Genomic DNA, 24,221 nt, shown 5'->3' with positions numbered 1-24,221 from the left:
AGCTTCTCTTAATGCGGGTATGATCGGCGTTTACGTTGTCCCAGCCAAGATAGTGGAAGTCGCCCACCGATGCAAAACACCAAGCTCTTGCTAACCAGTTTCACCTTTGTGGGACTGCTCGCACTCGCCGGTTGTTCATTCCCCGGGGTTTACAAAATCGACATCCAGCAGGGCAATGTCGTCACGCAGGACATGATAGACCAGTTACGCCCGGGAATGACCCGTCGGCAAGTACGGTTTATCATGGGTAACCCTCTGCTGACCGACACGTTCCATGCCGATCGCTGGGATTATCTGTACAGCCTGCAACCGGGTGGCGGTGAACGCCAACAGGAACGCATTAGCGTTATCTTCAACCCAAATGACCAACTTGTCAGCCTCTCTGGTGATTTCATGCCAGGCGTGAGTCGCGACGAAGCCATTCTCGGCAAGGACACTGACACAACCGTCACTGACCCTGCGCAGAACGTCGAGCAGCCGAAACCGGAAACTCCGGCCAAGCCAGGTTCGTTGCTGGATCAGATCCAGAAGGACGTTGACGGTGTAGAAACCGTTCCGGTCCCGACTCCAGAACCGTTGGACACCTCGCCGCAATAATTTGCGACGCAATAAAAAACCCGGCATGTCCGGGTTTTTTATTGTCTGGCGTTTGTTGAATCACTGACTGCGCGCTTTGGCCTCGGCAGCCTTGGCGGCGCGAAGACGGCGCACTTCCTTGGGATCGGCGAGCAATGGGCGGTAGATCTCGATGCGATCACCTGCCTGCACCGCGCGGGTATCCGGATCAGCGATGACCTTGCCAAAGATCCCCACCGGGCAATCCGCCAGATTGAGCTCGGGAAATTCGTCACCCACCGCGGATTTCAGCAAAGCCGTCCGCACCGTCGTACCGGCAGGCACCACTACAGAGAGCAGAACTTGCCGATCCACGGCGGCGAACACCACCTCTATCTCAATCATGACTTCAACCATGCATCTGCTTGGCGCGCTGGCAGAACGCATCGACCAGCGTGTTGGCCGCCTGATTGAACAACGGCCCCAGCGTCGCTCGAACAATCGGCCCCGCATAATCGAAAGACAGATCCAGACTGATTTTGCAGGCCTTGTCGGTCAGTGCCTTGAATACCCAGATACCGTGCAACTGAGTAAATGGCCCTTCTTCAAGATTCATCTCGATCGATTGCCCGGGGACGAGGCTATTGCGCGTGACGAAATGCTGGCTGAGTCCGCCCTTGGCCACGCCAACACTGGCACGCATATGCTGCGCAGAGCTTTCCAGGACTTCGGCCGACGAGCACCAAGGCAGAAATTCCGGATACCGCGCCACATCGTTGACCAGGTCATACAGGGCTTGCGCCGGATACGGCAGCAGGGCCGAACGTTGAATGTGTGTCGTCATGTCAGCGTCACTTCCACAGCTGGGCGGCAAACACTACGAGAATGCCGATGGGCGCCACATAGCGCATCAGGAACAGGGACAAGGCGAACAACACCGGGCTGCGGATCGACAATTCGTCGCGCACCGCTTCTCGGCTCATCACCCAGCCTGCAAACACCACGAAACACAAACCACCAAGTGGCAACATGATTCGCGAAGTGAAGAAATCGATTACGCCGAAGAAGTCCAGACCTCCTGGCGCTCCCCATTGATAGAGATGAAACACCCCGCCTTCGTTCACGAAAAACTTCGCCTCCTTCCAGATATTGAAGGAAAAGACCGTGCCCAAGCCAACAAACCAGCAGGTAAATGCGAGCCAGAACGTCACCCAGGCGCGGCTCAGTTTCGAGCGCTCCACCAGGTAAGCCACCATGGGTTCGAGCAAGGAAATGGCCGAGCTCCACGCTGCAATGGCCACCAGAACGAAGAAAACAACGCCCATCAACTGGCCGAACGCGACGTTGCCAAAAGCAAATGGCAGGCTGACGAACATCAATCCCGGACCTTCACTCGGATTCAGGCCCGCAGCAAAAACAATCGGAAACAATGCCAGCCCGGCGACGAGAGAAACAAAAGTGTCCAGCAATGCCACACCGACTACGGTGCCTGAAATCGATGAATGCTTTGGCATGTAGGCACCGTAGATCATGATCGACCCCACGCCCACGCTCAGCGAAAAAAAGGCGTGCCCCATGGCGGGCAGCAGTCCGTCGAGGACTTTTTCCGGGTGGAAATCGAACATGAAATGCACGCCCTCCATGAAGTGCCCGGTGGTCATGCTGTAACCCAGCAACACCAGAATCATCACGAACAGCAACGGCATCATGATACGCAAGCTTCGCTCGAGGCCTGCGACCACTCCCCGGGCGATGACCAGTGCTGAAAGCAGCATGAAAATCGTGTGCCAAAGTGTCAGACGCCATGGATCGGCGATCACATTGCCGAAATACGTGCCGACCTGTTCAGGCGTGACACCCTGGAAATCGCCACGACCCATGTCAATGATGTAATCCAGCGACCAGCCGCCGACCACGCTGTAGAAGGACAGAATCAGTAACGCGGTGATCATCCCGGCGAATGCGCCCCAGGACCATTTCGCCGAATGCCCCGCTTCCAGCGCCAGAACCTTCAACGCATTGGCCGGACTTTGCCGGGCGCGGCGGCCGATCAGGGTTTCCGCCAGCATGACCGGCACACCGATCAACGCAATGCACGCCAGGAACATCAGCACGAAGGCGCCGCCGCCATAAACCCCGACCATGTACGGGAATTTCCAGATGCTACCCAGGCCCACGGCCGAACCGGTCGCGGCGAGTATGAAGACCCAGCGGCTAGCCCAACTGCCGTGGACAGAAACCTTGTCTGTCGACATCGTTATCACGCCCAAGCGTTCAAAAAAGAGCGCGCATTGTCCGGGATTCAATCAACCTGCTCAAGCACGTAGCGATACCGTAGCCGACTCGCTTGCAACTCCCTATAATGCCGCCCCTATGGCTAAACAGAAGAAACACCCAACAGGGACCATCGCGCAGAATAAAAAGGCGCGACACGATTACTTCATCGAACATCGGTTCGAGGCTGGTCTGGTCCTGGCCGGCTGGGAAGTAAAAAGTCTGCGGGCAAGCAAGCTACAGCTGGTTGACAGCTATGTACTGCTCAAGGATGGCGAAGCCTGGTTGCTTGGCAGCCACATCACGCCGCTGATGACGGCGAGCACACACGTCATCGCAGATCCGACCCGCACCCGTAAATTGCTGCTTAATCGGCGCGAGCTGGAGAAGCTGGCTTCTGCCGTGCAGCAGAAGGGTTACGCCTGCGTATGCCTGTCCTGGTACTGGAGCAAGCACATGGTCAAGTGCGAGATTGCTTTGGGCAAGGGCAAGAAGGAATACGACAAGCGGGATACCGAACGCGAACGCGATGCCGGTCGCGAGCTGCAGCGTGCGGTGCGCAACAAGGGCAAGGAAGATTAATCTTGCGCCCTGATATCGATCATTGTGGCGAGGTAGCTTGTCGCACCGCCCCGTTCGGCTACGTGGCAGCCGTCGACGCTGGGACAGCTCCGCTGTCCAACGGAGGCAAGCCCCCTCGCCACAATGAATCGTGTTCGCGCAATCAAATCCCCTTGCGTCGCTCCGCCCGGGCCACGCGCTGCACTTCCTGACGCACTTCCTCCAACACTTCCTGCACATACAGAATGTGCCGACTGGAAACCTCCCGCGCCTGTTCAGCCCTTCCCTCGATAATCGCCATGTACAACTCCCGATGCTGAGTGATCAGCATGTCGCGGGTTTCCGTGCGCTGCTTGTACATGCCGCCGATGTTGGTCACCACGTTACGCCTGAGCAAATCAAACAGCCCGCGAATGGTGTGCAGCAGTACTGCATTGTGGCTGGCCTCGGCGATCGCCAGGTGAAACTTCGCGTCGGCCGCGCCCTCTTCTGCGCGGCTGACGTCATCGTGACGCGAGTAGCAATCCTGCAATTCATTGAACGCCGAAGTCAGCCGTTCACGATCGACATCGGTTGCGCGTAGCGCTGCGTAGTAGGCACAAGAGGCCTCGAGGGTATGGCGAAACTCGAGCAGATCACGCTGCGCTTCGGGATTGCTTTCGAGCAGATGCAGCAAAGGATCACTGAACGTCGTGCCCAGCGATTCGACAACGTAATTGCCTCCGCCCTGGCGACTGACCAGTAAACCTTTCGCTGCCAGCTTTTGAATCGCTTCGCGCAACGAGGGCCGCGAAACGCCGAACTGCTCGGCCAGCGCCCGTTCTGCCGGCAAGCGCTCACCGGCCTTCAGCGTGCCCTCTAGGATCATCCCCTCGAGCTGCTCGACAATATCGTCAGACAAACGACGCTGACGAATTTGATCAAAAGCCATAACTCATTCTCCACGATCCCGACGGCGCGCCGGGCTTTCTATTCTGGCCTATCAGACCCACTCAGGCACCTACCGGACAGCGTAACGACCACGCATCCGCACCGCCTGTTCGACAAGCGTTTCAGAGCGGCAAATTGACACGCCCCATACGAGGCTTTTACTCTAGCCAACAGCGATTGTAAATTGGTATTACCAATTTTCCAAACACGCTGATCAGTGCCTGACCAACAACAATTAGGGGCCACCCCATATGCAAACCTGGCAACAGCTTTACAGTCCGCTCAGCAGTCTTGGCCTGTCCGCACTCGCGGCCGTCATTCCCATCGTGTTTTTCTTCCTGGCTTTGGCAGTGTTTCGCCTCAAGGGCCACGTCGCCGGCAGCATCACCCTGGCGTTGTCGATTGCGGTAGCGATCTTTGCCTTCCAGATGCCGGCCGACATGGCGTTCGCTGCGGCCGGATATGGCTTCGCGTATGGCCTGTGGCCGATTGCATGGATCATTGTCGCCGCCGTGTTCCTTTACAAACTGACGGTCAAGAGCGGCCAGTTCGAAGTGATCCGCAGCTCGGTTCTGTCAATCACCGATGACCAGCGCCTGCAGGTGCTGCTGATCGGTTTCTGCTTCGGTGCATTTCTGGAAGGCGCCGCCGGTTTCGGTGCCCCGGTCGCGATCACTGCCGCACTGCTGGTAGGACTGGGCTTCAACCCGTTGTACGCCGCAGGTCTGTGCCTGATCGCCAACACCGCGCCAGTCGCCTTCGGCGCCTTGGGGATTCCGATCATCGTCGCCGGGCAAGTGACCGGCATAGACGCGTTCAAGATCGGCGCCATGACGGGTCGACAACTGCCACTGTTGTCGCTGTTCGTGCCGTTCTGGCTGGTGTTCATGATGGATGGCATGCGCGGCGTCAAGGAAACCTGGCCGGCGGCGTTGGTCGCGGGATTGAGTTTCGCCATCACTCAGTACTTCACTTCGAACTTCATCGGGCCGGAACTGCCGGACATCACCTCGGCGCTGGCCAGCCTGATCTCCTTGACGCTTTTCCTGAAAGTCTGGCAGCCAAAGCGCGCTGCCGGCCAGCACATCGTCGGCGCCGTGTCAGCTTCCGTGGTAAGCGCCAGCGCCGGCGGCTTTGGTCTGCCGCGCAGCACCGTGGCGTCGCCCTACAGCTTCGGGGAGATTATCAAGGCGTGGTCACCCTTCCTGATTCTCACCGTTCTGGTGACGATCTGGACCCTGAAACCATTCAAGGCAATGTTTGCCGCGGGCGGCTCGATGTACAGCTGGGTGTTCAATTTCGCTATTGCGCATCTGGACCAGATGGTCATCAAGGTCGCTCCGATCGTGACCGGCCCTACCGCGATCCCGGCGGTGTTCAAACTCGATCCGATCTCGGCCACCGGCACCGCGATTTTCTTCTCGGCGCTGATCTCGATGCTGGTGCTGAAGATCAATTTAAGAACTGGTCTTACCACTTTCAAGGAAACGCTGCACGAGCTTCGCTGGCCAATCCTGTCCATCGGCATGGTGCTGGCCTTCGCTTTCGTTACCAACTACTCCGGCATGTCCTCGACCATGGCGCTGGTCCTGGCAGGCACCGGCGCGGCTTTCCCGTTCTTCTCGCCATTTCTTGGCTGGCTGGGCGTGTTCCTGACCGGTTCCGATACGTCGTCCAACGCATTGTTCGGTTCGCTGCAAGCGACCACCGCACACCAGATTGGCGTCAGCGACACCCTGCTGGTAGCGGCAAACACCAGCGGCGGCGTGACCGGCAAGATGATCTCGCCGCAGTCGATTGCCGTTGCATGCGCCGCGACCGGTCTGGTGGGTAAGGAATCGGATCTGTTCCGCTTCACGCTCAAGCACAGCCTGTTCTTTGCAACGATTGTCGGCGTGATTACTTACGTCCAGGCCTACTGGCTCACCGGCATGCTGGTGCACTAACGGACTACGGGTAGAAACGTAAAAACCGACGCCGGACCACGATTCCGGCGTCAGCTATTCACAACCCGGCCTGTAAGGCTGCTGAAAGCAACTTCTCTATATTCAGCAGCCCCAACGGACGGGTAACCGGCCGAGAGACACGCCTGATGAGCGAGCTTTTTTACAACGCCGCGCCGAACGCGACCCGCGTCGCCCCGCCACTGCCCAAGCCTCGGCAGTACCCCAGCGAGAAACCGCCGCGGGTTTATCTGTTCGGGACCTGCGTGGTGGATTTGTTCTACCCGGAAGCGGGAATGGATGCGATCCGTCTGCTGGAGCGCGAAGGCATTCGTGTCGAGTACCCGCAAGGGCAAAGCTGCTGCGGGCAACCGGCTTACACCTCCGGTTACACCGATCAGGCCCGGATTGTGGCGCGGTCACAACTGGCACTGTTTGCCGGTGATTTTCCGGTGGTGGTGCCGTCCGGATCGTGTGCAGGCATGCTGCGTGAACACTACGCCGACTTGTTCAAGGACGAGCCGGCAATGCTGAAAGAGGTTCAGGCGCTGGCAGCCCGAACCTACGAACTGGCCGAGTTTCTGCTGTTTGTCTGCAAGGTGCAATTAACGGACAGCGGTGAACCGGTGAAAGTGGCGTTGCACACGTCATGCTCGGCACGCCGCGAGATGAACACTCACCTGCATGGCCGTGAATTGCTGGCCCAGTTGAGCAACGTGGAGCGGGTCGAGCACAGCCACGAGACTGAATGCTGTGGCTTCGGTGGGACATTCAGCGTCCGTATGCCAGACATTTCCGGCGCGATGGTGGCTGACAAGACCCGCTCGTTGAAGGAGTCCGGCGCGCACCAGGTACTCAGTGCCGATTGCGGCTGCCTGATGAACATCAACGGGGCGCTGGAGAAACAGAAGGAAACGTTGCGCGGCCAACATCTGGCCAGTTTCCTTTGGCTGCGAACCGGGGGCGTCCGATGAACGCTTCCACGATTATTCCTACAGTTTCCGTAGAAGAAGACTTCCGCGCCCGGGCTCACAAGGCTCTGGACGACAAGCAGTTGCGAAACAACTTTCGCACGGCGATGGATTCATTGATGACCAAACGGGCAGCGTCCTTCAGCGATGCCCACGAAAGAGAACATCTGCGAGCGCTGGGCAATGCTGTCCGCGCCCGCGCGTTATCAAAGTTGCCCGACTTGCTCGAGCAGCTTGAAAAGAACCTGACCCGCAACGGTGTGACAGTGCACTGGGCGGAAACGGTGGACGAGGCCAATGGCATCGTCTTGTCGATCATCCGCGCTCACGAGGGGCGGCAAGTGATCAAGGGCAAATCGATGGTCAGCGAGGAGATGGAGATGAACCATGTCCTCGAGACTCAAGGCATTGAATGCCTGGAGTCGGACATGGGTGAGTACATCGTCCAGCTCGACCACGAGAAGCCTTCACACATTATTATGCCGGCGATCCACAAGAATGCCGGCCAGGTCGCGTCCTTGTTCCACGACAAACTTGGCGTGGAGTACACCAGGGACGTTGACCAACTCATTCAGATCGGTCGCAAAGTCCTGCGACAGAAATTCTTCGAAGCGGACATCGGCGTCTCCGGCGTCAACTTCGCCGTGGCCGAAACCGGCACATTGCTGCTGGTTGAAAACGAAGGCAACGGGCGCATGACCACCACGGTGCCGCCGGTGCATATCGCGGTCACTGGCATTGAAAAAGTCGTGGAAAACCTGCGTGACGTGGTGCCGCTTTTGTCGCTGCTCACGCGCTCGGCGCTCGGCCAGCCGATCACCACTTACGTCAACATGATCTCCGGCCCGCGCAAGGAGCATGAGCTCGACGGCCCGCAAGAAGTGCACCTGGTGTTGCTCGACAATGGTCGCAGCCAGGCCTTCGCCGACAGCGAATTGCGCCAGACCCTCAACTGCATTCGCTGCGGCGCCTGTATGAATCATTGCCCGGTCTATACCCGAATCGGCGGCCATGCCTATGGGGAGGTTTACCCGGGGCCTATCGGAAAAATCATCACCCCGCACATGGTCGGTCTGGCGAAAGTCCCTGACCATCCGAGTGCATCATCTTTATGCGGCGCATGCGGTGAAGTCTGCCCGGTAAAAATCCCGATTCCGGCCCTGTTGCGGCGCCTGCGCGAAGAAAACGTCAAGGCTCCAGGTGATCCGCGTCACGTCATGCGCGGCCAGGGCAGCAAGTACTCACGCAAAGAACGCTTTATCTGGAATGCATGGGCCAGGCTCAACAGCTCGCCCACCCTGTATCGGCTCTTCGGTTTCTTCGCCACGCGATTGCGCGCCCTTACGCCGAAAAAAATCGGCCCGTGGACGCAAAATCACAGCGCACCGAAACCGGCGGCTCGCTCGCTGCATGACATGGCCCGCGAGCATTTGGGCAAACAGGGAGATCGTCGATGAGCGCCAGACAAAACATCCTCGCCAAGTTGCGGAAAAGTCTGACGGGCACCACGCCGGTCCCTGACGAGTTCGACGTCGAACTGGTGACAGCGCCCTACTCTTACACGCCAGAACAGCGCATCCCGCAATTGCGCAAATTGATGGAGGCCGTGCACACGGAAATCCACCTGACTTGCGACGAAGGTTGGCCAGCACTGCTCGCGCAACTGCTGCACGATCGTCAGTTGCCGAGCCTGTTGATCGCACCGACAACACCCCACGGTGCACGTGTCACTCAGCACTGGGCGAATAACCCTGGCCTGCCAGCGCTGACGTCCTACGATCGCCCTGTCGAAGAGTGGAAAGCCGAACTGTTCAACGATACACCGGCCAGCCTGACGACTACGCTAGGAGCAATCGCTGCGACGGGTAGCCTGATTCTCTGGCCGACGCGGGAAGAACCGCGTTTGATGAGCCTGGTGCCGCCGGTGCATTTCGCTTTGCTCAAGGCCAGTGAAATCCGCGATAACTTCTATCAGGTGCAACAGCAATTGCGCTGGGCTGACGGTATGCCGACCAATGCGCTGCTGGTGTCCGGCCCATCGAAGACCGCCGACATCGAGCAGGTTCTGGCGTACGGCGCTCACGGTCCGAAAGACCTGGTGGTTTTGATTCTGGAGGACCAATGAGTCTACCGACGGCTTTCCTGCGTGATGCGCAGCAACTGATTCCACCGCAGCGGCGTTTCGATGATCCACTGTCGACCTTGGCCTTCGGCACCGACGCGAGTTTCTATCGGCTGATTCCGCAACTGGTGATCCGCGTCGAGTCTGAAGATGAAGTGGTGGCGTTGCTCCAACTGGCGCAGCGCGATCAGGTCGCGGTGACTTTCCGCGCCGCCGGCACCAGCCTGTCCGGCCAGGCGATCAGTGATTCGGTGCTGATCGTCCTGGGGGATAACTGGAACGGTCGTGAAATACGCGGGCAAGGCACGCAGATCCGCCTACAACCCGGTGTGATCGGCGCACAGGCCAACGCGTGGCTGGCACCGTTCGGACGCAAGATCGGCCCGGACCCGGCGTCGATCAATGCCTGCAAAATCGGCGGCATTGTCGCCAACAATGCCAGCGGCATGTGCTGCGGCACGGCGCAAAACACCTATCACACACTGGCTGGCATTCGTCTGGTGCTGGCCGATGGCAGCCGGCTCGATACTGAAGACGCCGCCAGTGTCGCAGCGTTTCGCCAAAGCCACGCAGCACTGCTCGAACGTCTGGCGAAACTGGGCCGCGAAACCCGCGCCAATGCCGAGCTGGCTGCGAGAATCCGCCACAAGTATCGTCTGAAAAATACCACCGGCCTGTCGCTCAATGCGCTGGTGGATTTCGACGAGCCTGTGGATATTTTGAGCCATTTGCTGGTGGGCTCTGAAGGCACACTCGGCTTCATCAGCGCCGTGACCTACGACACGGTGATCGATCACCCGAACAAGGCGTCGGCGCTGATCGTTTTCCCGGATGTGGACACCTGCTGCAACGCCGTTACCGTGCTGAAAAGCCAACCGGTGTCCGCCGTCGAACTGCTCGACCGGCGCAGTTTGCGCTCGGTTCAGGACAAACCCGGCATGCCGGCTTTCGTACAACAATTGTCGAATAATGCTTGCGCGCTACTGATCGAATCCCGCGCGGCAACGTCCACCTTGCTGCGTGAACAGTTGGTGCAGATCATGACGTCGCTGACGTCCTTCCCGGTGGAGAAACAGGTCGATTTCACCGAGGACCCGCTGGAAAACGCCCGACTCTGGGCAATCCGTAAAGACACCTTCCCCGCGGTCGGTGCAGTGCGCCAAACCGGCACCACGGTGATTATCGAAGACGTCACCTTCCCGGTCGAACAACTGGCAAACGGCGTGAACCGCTTGATCGAGCTGTTCGACAAACATCACTACGACGAAGCGATCCTTTTCGGACACGCACTGGAAGGCAATCTGCATTTTGTCTTCACTCAGGGCTTCAACAATCCGCAAGAAATCGCACGCTATGAGGCGTTCATGGACGACGTCGCGCAAATGGTCGCGGTGGAATTCGGCGGTTCGCTGAAAGCCGAGCACGGCACCGGCCGCAACATGGCGCCCTTCGTCGAGCTGGAATGGGGCAGCGATGCTTACCAGTTGATGTGGCAGCTCAAGCGCCTGCTGGACCCAAATGGAATCCTCAATCCGGACGTGGTGCTCAGCGACGATCCGCAGATCCACCTCAAACACCTGAAACCGTTGCCGGCCGCCGACGAGATTGTGGATAAATGCATCGAGTGCGGTTTCTGCGAGCCGGTTTGCCCGTCCAAGGGACTGACCCTCAGCCCGCGCCAACGCATTGTCATCTGGCGCGACATTCAGGCGAAAAAGCGTGCGAGCGTCGATACCACTGCACTGGAGGCGGCATACGACTATCACGGCATCGACACCTGCGCCGCGACAGGTCTTTGCGCGCAACGTTGCCCTGTAGGCATCAATACCGGCGAGCTGGTGAAAAAGCTGCGGAGCCAAAAAGCGACGCATACGAAAACCGCCAACTGGCTTGAAGGAAATTTCACCACCGCCCTGCAAGGCGCGCGCTTCACCTTACATGCGGCCAACGGCGCACGAATGCTGTTGGGAGCGCCGCGACTGGCGAAGCTCTCCGCTACGCTGACGCGGCTGTCCAAAGGGCGCGTTCCGCAGTGGACCAAGGCCATGCCTCAGCCGGAAAGAGCGATTCGCTTCAGCCCGGATGTCTCGGACGAGCGCCCGCGCGTGGTGTATCTGGCGGCATGCGTCTCGCGGGTCATGGGGCCGGCGGCAGGCGATAAAGAACAGATGTCGCTGTACGACAAAACCCGCGGATTACTGGAAAAGGCCGGTTACCAGGTCGTCTTTCCTGACGATCAGGACAGCCTCTGCTGCGGCCAGCCGTTCGCCTCCAAGGGTTACGCCGAACAGGCCGAACACAAACGCCAGGAATTGATTGGCGCGCTGCTGCACGCCAGCCGTGGCGGCCTCGATCCGATTTATTGCGACACCAGCCCGTGCACTTTGCGTCTGGTTCAAGACCTTGGACAGGTTCGACTCGACCTCTACGACCCGGTGCGTTTCATCCGCACGCATTTGATCGATCGCCTGGATTTCACGCCGCAGGACGCGCCGATCGCCGTGCATGTCACCTGCAGCACTCAGCACCTTGGAGAGGGCCAGGCGCTGATCGATCTGGCGCGCAAGTGCAGCAAAACCGTGGTCATCCCTGAAGGCATTCACTGCTGCGGATTTGCCGGCGACAAGGGCTTTACCACGTCAGAATTAAACGCTCACGCTTTGAGGTCGCTAAAGGACGCCGTGCAGTATTGCAGTGAGGGTATCTCCACCAGCCGCACCTGTGAGATCGGTCTGACGCAGCACGGCGAAATCGATTACCACGGGCTGGTCTATCTGGTAGACCGGGTTACGCGGGCAAGGGTGAGCTGAAGAAAAATAGAACCCTGAGGTGTCGCTGTAGTCCACTGAGTAAGCCCGGCAATGCGCCCGGCCTAACCCAAATCGGCAGCCCGTGCTGACGGCCAGCGATGTCTGGACCATCAGACCAAGGAGAAATACATGAACCGTTCTGTACTGTTAGGTCTGTTCGTTACTGCTTCCATGATGGCCTCCACTTCGTTCGCGGCCTCCGAAGACCTCTGCGCTACCAACCTGAAGACCATCGAAAACGCGAAGGCACAGATTCAGGCGAAGAACATGCAGAGCCAGGTCGACGCCAGCGTTCAGCAAGCCAAGGCGCATCAGGCGATGAACACCAAGGATGGGACCGAGAAATGCATCGCTGAGACCCAGCGGACCATCCAGGAACTGCAAAAGACCAGCAGCTCCAACAACTGATCTTTGATCGAGGCGCCAACCTTCGGGTTGGCCTTCTGAGCCTCTTTGTCGTACACTGCACATGCTTGCTGCTCACACTGATTCACGCGGCAGCAAGCTCGGGGCCGTTTAGGATTCGACGCCGGTTGCGAAACTTTAGGTGCATGCCGAGTTGGTAACAGAACTCGTAAATCCACTGTTGCAACTACTTATAGTTGCCAATGACGAAAACTACGGCCAGGAAATGTCCATCGCTGCGTAAGCAGCCTTAGACCCTGAGCTTCTGGTACCTTCGGGTCCAGCAATCACTAGAGGATGTCTGTAAACTCGAAGTGATTGTCATATAGAACAGAATCGCCGTGCAGTACGTTGTGGACGAAGCGGCTAAAACTTACACAACTCGCCCAAAGCACCCTGCCCGTCGGGTCGCTGAGGGTTAACTTAATAGACACGGCTACGCATGTAGTACCGACAGCGGAGTACTGGCGGACGGGGGTTCAAATCCCCCCGGCTCCACCAACTTTACATCTAAAGACGTCCACGGACGTCTTTTTTTGTGCCTAAAATCCATAAAAATCAACGCTTTAGCGTCTATTGGCGTCCATAGACGTCCGGCGCAATCTACGACATCGGGTATTCCAAGTGGTATTCCAAGCCCTTCAGTGGTAATTTTTGGAATACCAATTGATGTCATGGAACACCTCATGTGCGCCCAAGCCACCCGCCTCTCTGATCGTCAGCTCAAAGCGGTAAAGCCGAAAGACAAGGACTACGTCCTCAGCGATGGAGACGGTTTACAGCTGCGCGTTAGGGTCAATGGCTCTACGCTATGGAACTTCAACTACCGGCAGCCGATCACCAAAAACCGCATCAATATGGGCCTCGGCACCTACCCAGAACTCTCACTCGCGCAAGCCAGGAAGAAAACGGTCGAGGCCAGAGAGCTTCTCGCCCAGGGCATCGACCCGAAAGAACAACGTAGCGAGTTGGAGCAGACAAAAAGGCAGGCAACCGAGCACACATTCGAGAACGTGGCGCTGGCCTGGTTTGAGCTGAAAAAAGATTCGGTCACCCCGGCCTATGCCGAGGACATCTGGCGCTCACTTACGCTGCATGTCTTTCCATCGCTTGGCACTACACCCATCTCGCAGGTCAATGCCCCGAGAGTTATCGAGCTGCTGCGCCCTTTGGAAACCAAAGGTAGCCTGGAGACAGTGAAGCGACTGACCCAACGACTCAACGAGATCATGACCTACGGCGTGAACTCGGGAATGATCTTTGCTAATCCACTCACCGGCATTCGGGCCGTTTTCAAGAAACCGAAAAAGCAGAATATGGCAGCCCTCCGCCCTGAAGAACTGCCAGAACTGATGGTCGCCATCGCCAACGCGAGCATAAAAAGAACAACGCGCTGCCTGATCGAATGGCAACTTCACACGATGACTCGCCCCACGGAAGCCGCTACGACATCTTGGGCTGACATCGATCTAGAAAAGAAAATCTGGACGATCCCAGCGGCGCGTATGAAGAAGCGACGTGCGCACGTCATACCACTGACAGAACACGCACTCGCTCTGCTGGAGACAATAAAACCCTACAGCGGCCACAGAGAATACGTGTTTCCAGCCGACAGAAACCCACGGGATCATTCCAACAGTCAGACGGCAAATATGGCCCTGAAACGTATGGGATTTGACGGTAGATTGGTGAGTCACGGTTTGCGCTCCATAGCCAGTACCATCCTCAACGAACACGGCTGGGAGCCAGAACTGATCGAGGTAGCGCTTGCCCACGTCGATAAAGACGAGGTTCGCAGCGCCTATAATCGGGCGGATTACATCGAGCGCCGACGCCCGATGATGGCTTGGTGGAGCAACCATATCCAGGAAGCAGCAACCGGAAACTTGTCTGTATCAGCTATCAGAGAAAATCGAGATTAAAAGGTCGTTTCGATACGATGACCCTAAGGCGACTTCCGACATAGGGCTGCCGTTAGCCAAAGGCTGAAATCGGCCGATTCTGTTGAAAAAGTCGTACTCGCTTAGCAAAGGTGACCGCCTGCATCAATGAATAGCTTGCGGAGTTTTTTTCGAGCCGCCTCTGAAAGACGCTGCGAATAGCGTTGAAACTCTTCTTCGGCTTTGTCGGGCTTGCCGTTCATGGCCAATACAAACGCGTATGCAAGAGGATGTTGTATGTAGTTGTAGAAACCCAGGCCACCAGTCGACAAATGCTGCTTGACCCGCTCGAAAGCACCAGGCAGGTCGGCTATCGAACTAGCCTCGTTCCAAAACGATTCAGCTTTTGGAATTGCAGCCCGGAGGATATTGGGTGCGCGGGTTGCTATGACATCAGGTCCGTAGCTGCATGAGATATCAAACGCTCGATCTCGCACATCGAAAGTCAGATCAGGTCGTGCTGATTTTGACGTCCTGTGCCATTTGATTTCATTGCCGGAAAGATGGGGAACGAAGTCCAGTGACAGAGCCCATGACGGCGCTAGCGCGCCGCCTTTCCACTGCTCAAGGCGAAAGAGTTGGCGAATGGGAGCATTGACGCTACGAAGCCAGGACAGCGGGCCCTGAACTTCGAACCCTAACGGCTGTAAAAGTGATTCTACGGTTGGCGAAACAATTTCGTGGATTTGATCTATTCGCACTATTTCGAACGTTTTTCCCTGCATCGTCGGCCCCATGCTCAAAAGTAATCCCACTTCGACAACTACGGTCGTTGGTTCGACCTCAGATAATGGATGGAGTCTTCTTCATCTACATTCGGGAATCAAGGCACACGAAACCTCTCTCGGCGAACTGCCTTTTACATCAGGCAGATGATGAACTGTCCTTCTGCAAAAGTAGCTCTCCTGATTGGTCTAAGGCAAAATCTGCCCGTCGGCCAGCGGGAGAGTACGCAGCATGATGGGACAGTTATCGAGTGGGCAGGATCGGCTGTTTTATTCGTTCAATCTTGAAGACCACATCCCAAAAAATCATCTCCTGCGTAGCATTGATCGGTGTCTCGATCTGAGCGACCTGCGCCACTACCTCGCCGATTTCTATAGCCCGATTGGGCGCCCTTCGATTGATCCTGAACTGATGATCCGCATGCTAGTCGTGGGCTATTGCTATGGCATTCGCTCCGAACGGCGCTTGTGTGAAGAGGCCTATTTGAACCTGGCGTATCGCTGGTTCTGCCGGTTGAGCCTTGAGGATGAAGTACCTAATCACTCGACGTTTTCCAAGAATCGACACGGCCGTTTCCGGGACAGCGATCTGTTTCGCTGGCTGTTTAATGAAGTGCTGCGTCGCTGCATGGACGCAGGTCTGGTCAAGGGGGAAGGCTTTGCCGTGGACGCCAGCATCATCAAGGCAGATGCGAGTCGGCAGCGCGGCGTACTTGGTGATGAGGAGGTTAACTGGAGCGACCCATCGCTCAGCACACGTGCCGTCCGCGAGTACCTCGAAGCACTCGATGAAGAGGCGCTGGCTGAAGCACTTCCCAAGCGCTTATCGCTGACTGATCCTTTATCCCGTTGGACTGCCGCCCCGGGCGGCCCAGCGTTTTTCGCCTACTCCACGAACTACCTGATTGATGTCGAGCATGGCGTGATCATGGACGTAGAACCGACACCGGCTCATCGAACGGCCGAGGTCGAGAGCACCAAAACCATGATTGATCGAGTCGAAGAGTTGTTCGACATCAAACCGGATCGCTTAATAGGCGACACCGCTTACGGCACAGCACCGATGTTGGCCTGGATGGTGGAAGAGAAAGATATCGAGCCGCATGTGCCGGTGTGGGATAAAACCGAGCGCAAGAACGACAGTTTCTCCAGCAACGATTTTCACTGGAATGAACAGGCGCAAGAGTATCGCTGCCCGTCCGGCAACGCACTGCGCAGCGAATGGCGAGCCTTCAAGAACGAACGCTCACACCTAACTAAAGCCAACACCATCATCTTCCGATCCAGACAAACCGACTGCTCGACCTGTCCGATGAAAGCCAAGTGCTGCCCGAACACATCGGTTCGTAAGATCGCCCGTAGCGTTCATGAAGCGGCTCGTGATGTGGCTCGGCGAATCGCGAAGACGCCGGAATATGTGCGATCTCGTCACGAACGCAAGAAAGTCGAAATGTTGTTCGCCCACCTCAAGCGCATCTTGAAACTGGATCGCTTGCGACTACGTGGGATGAGTGGCGCGACTGATGAATTTACGTTAGCGGCTGCGGTACAGAACCTGCGCCGACTGGCCAAACTCACCTCTCACGGGCCGCCAACCACAGGATAGGTGCGCCCGAAATCAGCAAAACCCCTCAAATTAACCCACTGACAAACCAGCAACGGTCAACGAAGTACCGAAAAACCACTTAACAGTAGTGAATAGGTTCTTTGATGAGGCCAAGCTCAGCGTCACGTTTCCTGAAAATCGACTTTTTCAACAGAATCGGCCAAAAGTGGTCACTCATCGTCATCAAAATCGAAGGCGGCTCAGTCTTACTGTCGCTCAGATTATGTAACCCTCAGAGACCTATCGTCCGATTATTTCTTTGGGTTAGAAAGCATCTCTTCAAAATGGGTCGCTTCAGGTATGCCCAGTCCTATCAGTTCAGCCACGATACTTTCGATAGACCCAAGAGCTGTCACATCTGCTTGTATGACATGTGCATTCTGGATGTAGATTTCTGTTGCAATCAGGCACCACCGCTTACCGATTCCGTGATCGATCCAAAACGTCCGAAAGTCGGGGTACGTGCTAAGCCAAATTTTTCCGGCCCGGGTGAGTAGATCCAGCTGTTCAATGTGTGGGGTAACTTCTAGAAAATTCAACAATACAAGCGCTACGAAGGGTGATGGTCCTGACTGAACAAGCCTGTCCACGACAGGTAGAAATGGTGTAGCGCTCTCAATGCCTCGCCCATTCAAATAGCAGTTTGTGCCCCCACCAAAGCGATAGTCGTTGAAGAAGAGTGTAGAAATGGCCGGTGCAATATGCATTTCAATACCACTGCTCTTGCTCTTGCTGAGTCGCTGCCATCCGCTGCTAGCTATCATTCGATCGGCAAGGGTCGATCGGATATCAATAGCTACAGACGTTGGAATATCCCCTCCTGAAAAGTGAACCTCGTCTACGCATCGTAAAAAGTTGACCAGCACATCGAAAAAATTTCGATCGGGCAATTGCGTAATCGGTTTGATGATCTCATCCATGATTCGTGGCGAAGCCAGGCCAACTATGCTGCGCGCGATCATTGCAAAAAAAACGTCATTCCATTCTAACGGAGGATGGTCGGCCTCCTCATGATGGGCGAGCCCCCCACCATTGGCTTCGATCGTCCATGGAAGATAGGCTTGTGCAACATCGCGTAACCATGGTGTTGAAGTGGCGTCTCCAAGGTCAGAATACTGCCGAAGCCATAGTGCTGCTGCTTGATGATGGACGTTATCTACGGCAGCCGATTCCTGCGGGGTGAACATCGTATTATCGTCAGCTTGATCGGCAGGTACGCGAAGACGACGACGCTTCGCATGGCGACGCTTGCCGGGAAACGCAGGCCAAATTGGCTCTGCTCCATCACCTGCTAGCCACTTCATCTCTGCGTCAACGGCAGCTTTGCAGAGCGCTTTTCGATTTGCAGCCCTGTTCGATTTTTCTTTATCAGTTAAGCCCCAGTTGCGGGACGGCTGAATGCACGCGTGAAGGGCGCACCGAAGCAACGCCCGAGAGAGCCTTTCATCCACAGCTGTAAGAACAGAGATTGCAACGCCACAACCGTGAACCACGGCGTGATGATCACCGGCGGCAATTTCAAACAGTGTTCTGAAGTCATCCAAAGTGTTTTGGTACGCCAGTGAGAAAATTAATCCGGCATAACCTATCGCGCTTGGATTAAAACGAAGGCCTGTCCGAGATAGAAACACAGCTTCATCACCATCGCACTGGGCTGCCCTCACGAGTTGTGTATGAGCCCAACCGCGATGCTTTTCTCGTAGACTGGGATCACCGTCTCGCATGACCAGCATAGCAGTGGTCACTACGGCTTCATGACGCATTCGCTGCGGGAAATCATCAGCACTATCTTCTACGTTTTTGACAGGCTCTGGCATTGGGCTACTCGCCCATGTCACTGCCGCGTCTAGCTGTTCGCGTGTCAGATAAGATGGATCGCTAAGCGCTTGGCTGATTGCGGTTTGCATACCGAAATCTGCAGCTCCATCCGATGCTTTTTCCCTAAGCGCCTGAAAGTGTTTTTGTTCAGTCGCAGGGGAGATGTAACGGTGGCGAGTTGCGACTGAACCGTCAGCAAGTACTGCCTCGACTTCGTGCCAGTTCGTCAGGTCGGATCGGTTTAGCGCGTGTAGAACCATAAGTTCCGGATCGCCGAGATTCGCTTCGGGAGAGGGAGATCCAAGGCACTTTGCTGCCGCGCTTAGCCTTGACGTTAACCCTGCTAACTGCTCAGGACTGGCCATCAGTGCGTAATTAGCTACCAATGCGTCGAGTGTGCATTGCCTAGAGGCACGCTCATTGAGTTCGGCGCTACTGACGATGCTGCGTGGTTCACCTCGCCGTGATCCCATGCCCAAATTTTCCATAGGCCTCATGTAGTCATGCAGTTGGCGATTGTGGTCGAGACATAGGAGTTCAGGACAGCAGAGAAAATCCGCTGCCGCTTCTAAGGATTTTGGCCAATGCGAGATTATGAGGTCGGCAGCAACGAGCAGGTAAGCAGCACATGAGCCCGGTGGCCCTAGCACGTCAGCAAGGACGATTTCGAACGACTCGCCGGCATCCACGCGACGATGGGCCCACGCTTCCAATGCCATCAACCCCGACGTCACCGCATAGTGGTTGCTGGATCGTGACCAGAAATAGGTTCTCGTCCAAGGGAATACTCGCTCACTGCCCGCGCGCGAAAGTGTAATCACGTCGTTGCCGGCGTCCCGCCCTCGACTGCCATGAGCAACTGCATGACTGACCAAGCGCTGGATAAGCGCTAATCCTTCCTTGGAGGAGTTGACGAGCAGGTCGAAAAATGGGCCCTGTGCCGGTGAGGCGGGAAGAAACTCACTGTCGTAATATGTAAATGCCTCTTCGATCTCGCCAAAGCGATCGCGCCGTAATCGCGGCTTTTCAATCAACGCTTGGGCTGTGAGGCTGGCTAGTTCTGCTGGTGCGGCTTTCGCCAAGCCTCCACGCATTTTAAAAATGCTCCGTATGAGATCGTGATTATGCTCGCTCTGTGCCACCGCTTGCAGATATTCAGAGGCCAACTCTGGCGTTGTATGAGCGAACAAGACGAAGCCCATCCGCAGATCCTCTCGTAAGGACTGGATCTGGTTATGATCGAGGACTTCCCAGAATTTCACGGCCGTTTTGGGCTCGTGCGAGTTTGTTTGCGGTTCGAACTGTCTTAGCCAACCATGCAGCTGCTTCGTCGTGAGTGCAGTGATGGTTGTGAGCCCGAGGGTTGCGGCTGAAAAGCCAATGTACAGATCAACCACTTCCGGAACGGCCTCAGCAGGGATGGCATCACCAATGCTTAAAAGCCACATAACAAGGTTGAACCACGCCGGTCCCCGAGGTACGTTCAAGCCGGGAGAAACAAAAGAAAGATCCAGACCAGCTGAAGCAAAAGCCTTTGATGCGGGCACGACATCTACCGCCATGACCGTTCGAATGAGTTCACGAACAAGCCCTGCATGGTCACCAAACAAGATGGGGTGGGCTCGTTGAAGAATGACGCCTGCCGCCTCAGATCGTGCCAGGGCGAGCAATACGGCACGTCTCCACGATTTGTGGGCATCCGCGCCGCTGAAGCGGTCGAGCAGTTTTCGCCAGGCGATGCCGTCTGAAGCGCATTCGATTGCCATTCTCGCGGCGAGCTCTACTCCACGAGCGAGCACTGAAGGCGCTGGTCGCTCGATGGGCAATTTACGGACAACCTCTACATCCGCATGCACTGCATTCGCAATCGCCCATTCTCGAAGCACATCATGGCGGAAAGTGACTCGATCTATACCGATGTTGCGCAATGTCCCGCTGGCAACTAAGGCGTCGATGGGTTGCGCGGGATGCGCCGCTACATCTAGAGCTTCATGAGCACATAAAGCTTGCTGTGCCAGGGCGTGGATTAATCGTGATCGCTCACGCCATCCGCTGTCACGTTGACCATCGGCTGTGGTCCACCACTGAATTGCCATCTCGATCTCTGAGCGAGGTAACGGTTCGGTTGCTGGCTGACTTGCAAGGCGTGCTAATCGAAACAAGTTCCTGGTTACTTTACTCGCCGGATGATTCTCGTTGAGTAATGGAGACAGCGTCGGATCGTCAGCTTTGAGCTGCTCTATTTCAGCTTTGCTTAAATTATCCATTGATACGGGGGCAACCTGGCCAAGGCTGGCCAAAGCGTCACTCGGCAACCAGCTCGGTTCGTCAATGCCGAAGTCGGGCCTTGCGGTCGCGAGAACTGACAACCCTGGGACTTGGGCGATCCCTCTAAGAATATCAACAACCGTATGGCGCTCTTCGATGCTGAAAGAGTCAAGGTTGTCCAGGAATACGACGGCGCCGCCGTCGTTCACAAGCTCGATCAACATTTCGTGCAGTGTGCCTTCGAATCCAAGTTGAGCACGCAAGGCAGACCATCCGCGCGGTACGCATCGACCTGGGCTAAGAACAAGTACATTTCCTTCCGTCTGGAGAGATTCGGCGATGTGGCGTAGTACGCCCGACTTTCCGACACCGGCCTCACCACGGATCTCAACATAGCGCCCATGGCTGAATGCCTCGCGTACCGCTTCGATTCGCTCGAGTCGTCTTAGCACGACGCTACCGACTTTATTGACGATATCGCTGAGGGCAAGTCGGGCATCTTCTGCCAAAGCTTGGCGAGCTTTTGCGTGTCGACGATCACCAACAATGCGAAATCCCAAAGGGGTTAGCGACTCCAACAGAGCACTACGAGTTTTGTCTCCGCCGCTTTTGGCTACGTCAATTGCCAATTCAATAAGGCAGCGCCACAGCGCATCTATTCGGGGAGTGTCGTCAGCATGCAAGATGCGTAGAGCACGCTCGCGTGCTAAGTCTTCAGATGCCGAGCCCGGCGCTGAAAAATCAAATGTAAGGATTTGAAGACGTCGCAGCAGCTTCCAGGTGGTTTCTGAATCGTAGGGAGATCCTTCGTCTTTCAGATGGCTTTGAAATGTCCCGACAAATGTACGCATGTCGTCATTTGCGGCGCCGGCGAGTTTTAGCTGTGCCTCGAACGTTTTGGCATCTCCGAGTTGGCGGGCCAATGCAAGCACATCTTGATACGCCCCATCGATCTTGCGCGAGCCGCGAGCAGTAGCGATCGCCATTTCGTATCGTGTTGACCAAAAATCAGACCGGCGCGTAGCTTCAGCGATTTGCCCTACGACTTTGCGAAATACGGCATCAGTGGGACTAAATGAAATCGTGCGTTTGACCTGAACCTCCAGCACTGCTGGTTTCCCATATTCATCAACCGCGTGGACGATAACGTCGTCAAGTGGACGACCTGTGTTGGCTTGCTGCAGCGCGACTCGTTCGATGAGAGTTCCAGGAAGTCCGCGAGGTGGAGCCCCACTGAGCATCGCTAGCAGGTAGAAAGCTGCTATCTGCCCTTCAAAATGGGCACCCGCTGGACCGGTAGCGGCGGTACTCGATCCCTTCCCGTCGCGGGACGTTCCTGAAGGTGTGCTTTCTGGCTCTGACATGCCAATTCATCCTCTTAAAACATTGGGAACTGTCGGCTGCTGTGGCGTGAAGTGAATCGGCCCAGGTGTTGTGGTCATCACATATGGTTTCGTAGATATTTTCACGCCTCCTAATGAGGCGCAAATGGAGATACCGTGAACCGTCAGCGTTTTAGTTTTGGCTGGAACTCTTGGCTTCGCTATTGTGAAACTTCATATAGAAACCGTGCTCCCGAGGTCTAAGTGCGGCCGTTTCAGCCTCCATAATCTCACCTACCGTGCCAGGAATTGGGCCCAAAATTTTGGGCAGGTCAGACACAAGGACTACGAGTGCATCCAGCGATGCCTTGCAAGCCTTCCCCATTTCGCGCAAGCGGTAGGGCATTATCTGAGCGATCGATAGCTGTGTATCTGTCAATTGGCTAGGGCGCGCATCAATGAATTTTTTAGTGTCCGCCTGTATCCCCATGCCTCGGTCAGAGCAGGCTGTGAGTAGTCCAGCCACATTACTGTCGGTATGAGCCAACGCGGTGATCTGTTCGGGCGAGAGCACTAACTCTGGAAGTTCAAGGTTTACGGCAAACTCTATGATGTAGTTATCCATCTGAGCATGGTCTTTGGGGTTAGCTGTCCTGTGGTCCAAGAATCCCTGCATAAGTTGAGCAGAGAGTTCAGCGCTATTAGCGATTAATCGCACCTTGCCACCAATAGCGATCGCAACGGCCTCAGCCTCCCGCCGTTCCGCTTTTTCCGCGCGACTTTCAGCCTGGTATGCAATGCCGGCTGCTGCCGCTGCAAGCACTAGGGCAAGCCCCGCGATCGCGTCAGATCGAGTCCACTCTGTTGCCCACTTGAATGACATGAGCAATGTCCCTTCTTTGCGTAGTAATCGGTTATGTTGGGTGCCGTTCAAAACCCCAAGCTTCCAAGCGGTCAATAGCCTTGGCCACTTGGAACGTTAAGGATCTGTTGTGCCTAGTGCCCTTTCGGGACGATGAGAACTTTGACTTCAAGGTCTTCATCTTTACGGTTCAAATCGCTTTCGAGGCCACGAGGATTGTTGACCCAGCCCTCCGGGTCGTAGACAAAGCAGATCAACTTCTTGCAATCTGGGTGCGCTCGATAGCGCTCAATGTCGACAATTAACTGCTCGCCAACATGTCTCGCTTTGAGGCTTTCCCTCGTTTTTTTTACTTCGACGATGATCTGTTCTTCCTTAAGCAGGAAGTCCACTCGCGAACTGGAGCCTGCGTAGCTTGGAGTCCACTCTTCAGGTCGAATGTCGTCGAAATGAACCCTCAGCAGCGCGTGCAGCAGATCTTGAACGTCATATTCATCAGCGACGATGAGCGAGTCCCGGTCTGCGTGCCTGGTTCGGAGTTGCTTCGCGACTAGATGGAACCGGCTGCAAATATGTTCGAGGAGCTTGAACCCGTCAGCGCTAGGATCGGTTGCAGCTGCGGCCAGCTCCTGCTTTTTCCTTGTCCAGGGGAACTGCGCACCACATCCTTCGCAATTCGTTGGGACGGGGGTGGAGTCTCCAAGGGCGAAAAATCCATCCACATGGTAGTCGCCTCGGATTTCCGTCCCACAAGACTGGCATTTATGGATTGTTTCGGCGCCACACTGTGAGCAGTGCCTCTGCCGAAAGTCGGGCGAGTAATGGTAAGAATCAGTGATCTGGTGTCCGTTCAAACACACTTGTTGTGCGTCTTGCTGTCCCATTTAGCTTCCTCGATGCTTCGCTCAGTGCGGTCTTAAAATAATACAGGCAGAGATCTTACCGCGTTGTATGGCCGTAGATGACTGGACTGGAATTCCGAATTGACCCGTCGCAGGAGCAAAGGCATCAGCCCAACTAGTCATGGTTTGCTCCCGGCGAGGAGGCGTGCTCATGATCCGATCTCACCTGACATAGTTGTGGTTATAGCTATACTGATAGCTAATTGC

At 56.1% G+C, this 24,221-nt stretch carries 18 protein-coding genes and 1 other RNA gene; 11 read left to right on the top strand and 8 right to left on the bottom strand.

What is annotated here, in order from left to right:
- The first annotated feature begins 69 nt into the window (after positions 1–69).
- Positions 70–597: an outer membrane protein assembly factor BamE domain-containing protein gene (gene bamE, locus ACYZT1_RS04195; RefSeq protein WP_462017806.1), complete on the top strand. Its 528-nt coding sequence runs from the start codon at positions 70–72 to the stop codon at positions 595–597.
- 60 nt (positions 598–657) lie between these two features.
- Here the strand turns inward: bamE and ACYZT1_RS04190 are convergent, their stop codons facing one another.
- The 3 genes from ACYZT1_RS04190 to ACYZT1_RS04180 are packed head-to-tail and all read right to left on the bottom strand — an operon-like array spanning position 658 to position 2,810.
- Positions 658–972 carry an RnfH family protein gene (locus ACYZT1_RS04190; protein ID WP_462017805.1) on the bottom strand — a complete coding sequence of 105 codons (315 nt, stop codon included), beginning with the start codon at positions 970–972 and terminating at the stop codon, positions 658–660.
- Complete coding sequence (locus ACYZT1_RS04185) at positions 965–1,399, bottom strand: type II toxin-antitoxin system RatA family toxin (protein ID WP_462017804.1); 435 nt, start codon at positions 1,397–1,399, stop codon at positions 965–967. The genes ACYZT1_RS04190 and ACYZT1_RS04185 overlap by 8 nt, the downstream gene beginning before the upstream one ends.
- Before the next feature lie 7 nt (positions 1,400–1,406).
- Entirely contained in the window at positions 1,407–2,810 is a 1,404-nt protein-coding gene (locus ACYZT1_RS04180) for a sodium-dependent transporter (RefSeq protein WP_462017803.1), read from the bottom strand.
- A 118-nt stretch (positions 2,811–2,928) separates the two neighbouring features.
- Here ACYZT1_RS04180 and smpB point away from each other — a divergent pair, with 118 nt between their 5' ends.
- The gene (gene smpB, locus ACYZT1_RS04175) at positions 2,929–3,411 is read left to right on the top strand and encodes an SsrA-binding protein SmpB (RefSeq protein WP_150580576.1); all 483 of its coding nucleotides are present in this window, start codon (positions 2,929–2,931) and stop codon (positions 3,409–3,411) included.
- A gap of 142 nt (positions 3,412–3,553) precedes the next feature.
- On the opposite strand, the gene ACYZT1_RS04170 is transcribed toward smpB, so the two are convergent.
- Positions 3,554–4,321, bottom strand: coding sequence for a GntR family transcriptional regulator (locus tag ACYZT1_RS04170; protein WP_462017802.1), 768 nt, complete (start codon positions 4,319–4,321; stop codon positions 3,554–3,556).
- 250 nt (positions 4,322–4,571) lie between these two features.
- On the opposite strand from ACYZT1_RS04170, the gene ACYZT1_RS04165 reads away from it, so the two are divergent.
- From ACYZT1_RS04165 to ACYZT1_RS04130, 8 genes are all read left to right on the top strand, one after another.
- A complete protein-coding gene (locus ACYZT1_RS04165; protein ID WP_462017801.1) occupies positions 4,572–6,266 on the top strand; it encodes a lactate permease LctP family transporter in 1,695 nt (564 codons plus the stop codon).
- Between the two features lie 146 nt (positions 6,267–6,412).
- A complete protein-coding gene (locus tag ACYZT1_RS04160; RefSeq protein ID WP_462017800.1) occupies positions 6,413–7,237 on the top strand; it encodes a (Fe-S)-binding protein in 825 nt (274 codons plus the stop codon).
- A complete protein-coding gene (locus ACYZT1_RS04155; RefSeq protein WP_462017799.1) occupies positions 7,234–8,691 on the top strand; it encodes a LutB/LldF family L-lactate oxidation iron-sulfur protein in 1,458 nt (485 codons plus the stop codon). The genes ACYZT1_RS04160 and ACYZT1_RS04155 overlap by 4 nt, the downstream gene beginning before the upstream one ends.
- Positions 8,688–9,359, top strand: a complete 672-nt coding sequence (locus tag ACYZT1_RS04150) for a LutC/YkgG family protein (RefSeq protein WP_462017798.1) — start codon at positions 8,688–8,690, stop codon at positions 9,357–9,359. Before ACYZT1_RS04155 ends, ACYZT1_RS04150 begins: the two co-directional genes overlap by 4 nt.
- Positions 9,356–12,166, top strand: a complete 2,811-nt coding sequence (locus tag ACYZT1_RS04145) for an FAD-binding and (Fe-S)-binding domain-containing protein (RefSeq protein ID WP_462017797.1) — start codon at positions 9,356–9,358, stop codon at positions 12,164–12,166. The genes ACYZT1_RS04150 and ACYZT1_RS04145 overlap by 4 nt, the downstream gene beginning before the upstream one ends.
- A gap of 129 nt (positions 12,167–12,295) precedes the next feature.
- On the top strand, positions 12,296–12,574 hold the full coding sequence (locus ACYZT1_RS04140; RefSeq protein ID WP_462017796.1) for a hypothetical protein: 279 nt from the start codon (positions 12,296–12,298) through the stop codon (positions 12,572–12,574).
- Positions 12,575–12,674: 100 nt separating this feature from the next.
- Positions 12,675–13,072: a transfer-messenger RNA gene (gene ssrA, locus ACYZT1_RS04135) on the top strand.
- 185 nt (positions 13,073–13,257) lie between these two features.
- Positions 13,258–14,493: an integrase domain-containing protein gene (locus ACYZT1_RS04130; RefSeq protein WP_462017795.1), complete on the top strand. Its 1,236-nt coding sequence runs from the start codon at positions 13,258–13,260 to the stop codon at positions 14,491–14,493.
- A gap of 101 nt (positions 14,494–14,594) precedes the next feature.
- Here ACYZT1_RS04130 and ACYZT1_RS04125 read toward each other — a convergent pair whose 3' ends face one another.
- Positions 14,595–15,236, bottom strand: a complete 642-nt coding sequence (locus tag ACYZT1_RS04125) for a hypothetical protein (RefSeq protein WP_462017794.1) — start codon at positions 15,234–15,236, stop codon at positions 14,595–14,597.
- 232 nt (positions 15,237–15,468) lie between these two features.
- Between ACYZT1_RS04125 and ACYZT1_RS04120 the strand changes: the two genes are divergently transcribed.
- The gene (locus ACYZT1_RS04120; protein ID WP_462017793.1) at positions 15,469–16,842 is read left to right on the top strand and encodes a transposase; all 1,374 of its coding nucleotides are present in this window, start codon (positions 15,469–15,471) and stop codon (positions 16,840–16,842) included.
- Between the two features lie 251 nt (positions 16,843–17,093).
- Here ACYZT1_RS04120 and ACYZT1_RS04115 read toward each other — a convergent pair whose 3' ends face one another.
- The 3 genes from ACYZT1_RS04115 to ACYZT1_RS04105 form a co-directional block, all read right to left on the bottom strand.
- Positions 17,094–22,037 carry an NACHT domain-containing protein gene (locus tag ACYZT1_RS04115; RefSeq protein ID WP_462017792.1) on the bottom strand — a complete coding sequence of 1,648 codons (4,944 nt, stop codon included), beginning with the start codon at positions 22,035–22,037 and terminating at the stop codon, positions 17,094–17,096.
- Between the two features lie 406 nt (positions 22,038–22,443).
- A complete protein-coding gene (locus ACYZT1_RS04110) occupies positions 22,444–23,133 on the bottom strand; it encodes a hypothetical protein (protein WP_462017791.1) in 690 nt (229 codons plus the stop codon).
- A gap of 113 nt (positions 23,134–23,246) precedes the next feature.
- Positions 23,247–23,996, bottom strand: coding sequence for a DUF2321 domain-containing protein (locus tag ACYZT1_RS04105; protein ID WP_462017790.1), 750 nt, complete (start codon positions 23,994–23,996; stop codon positions 23,247–23,249).
- Positions 23,997–24,221: the final 225 nt, after the last annotated feature.

This window comes from Pseudomonas sp. PB3P13 (assembly GCF_054897735.1).
This window is presented reverse-complemented; position numbering and strand designations above follow the sequence as displayed.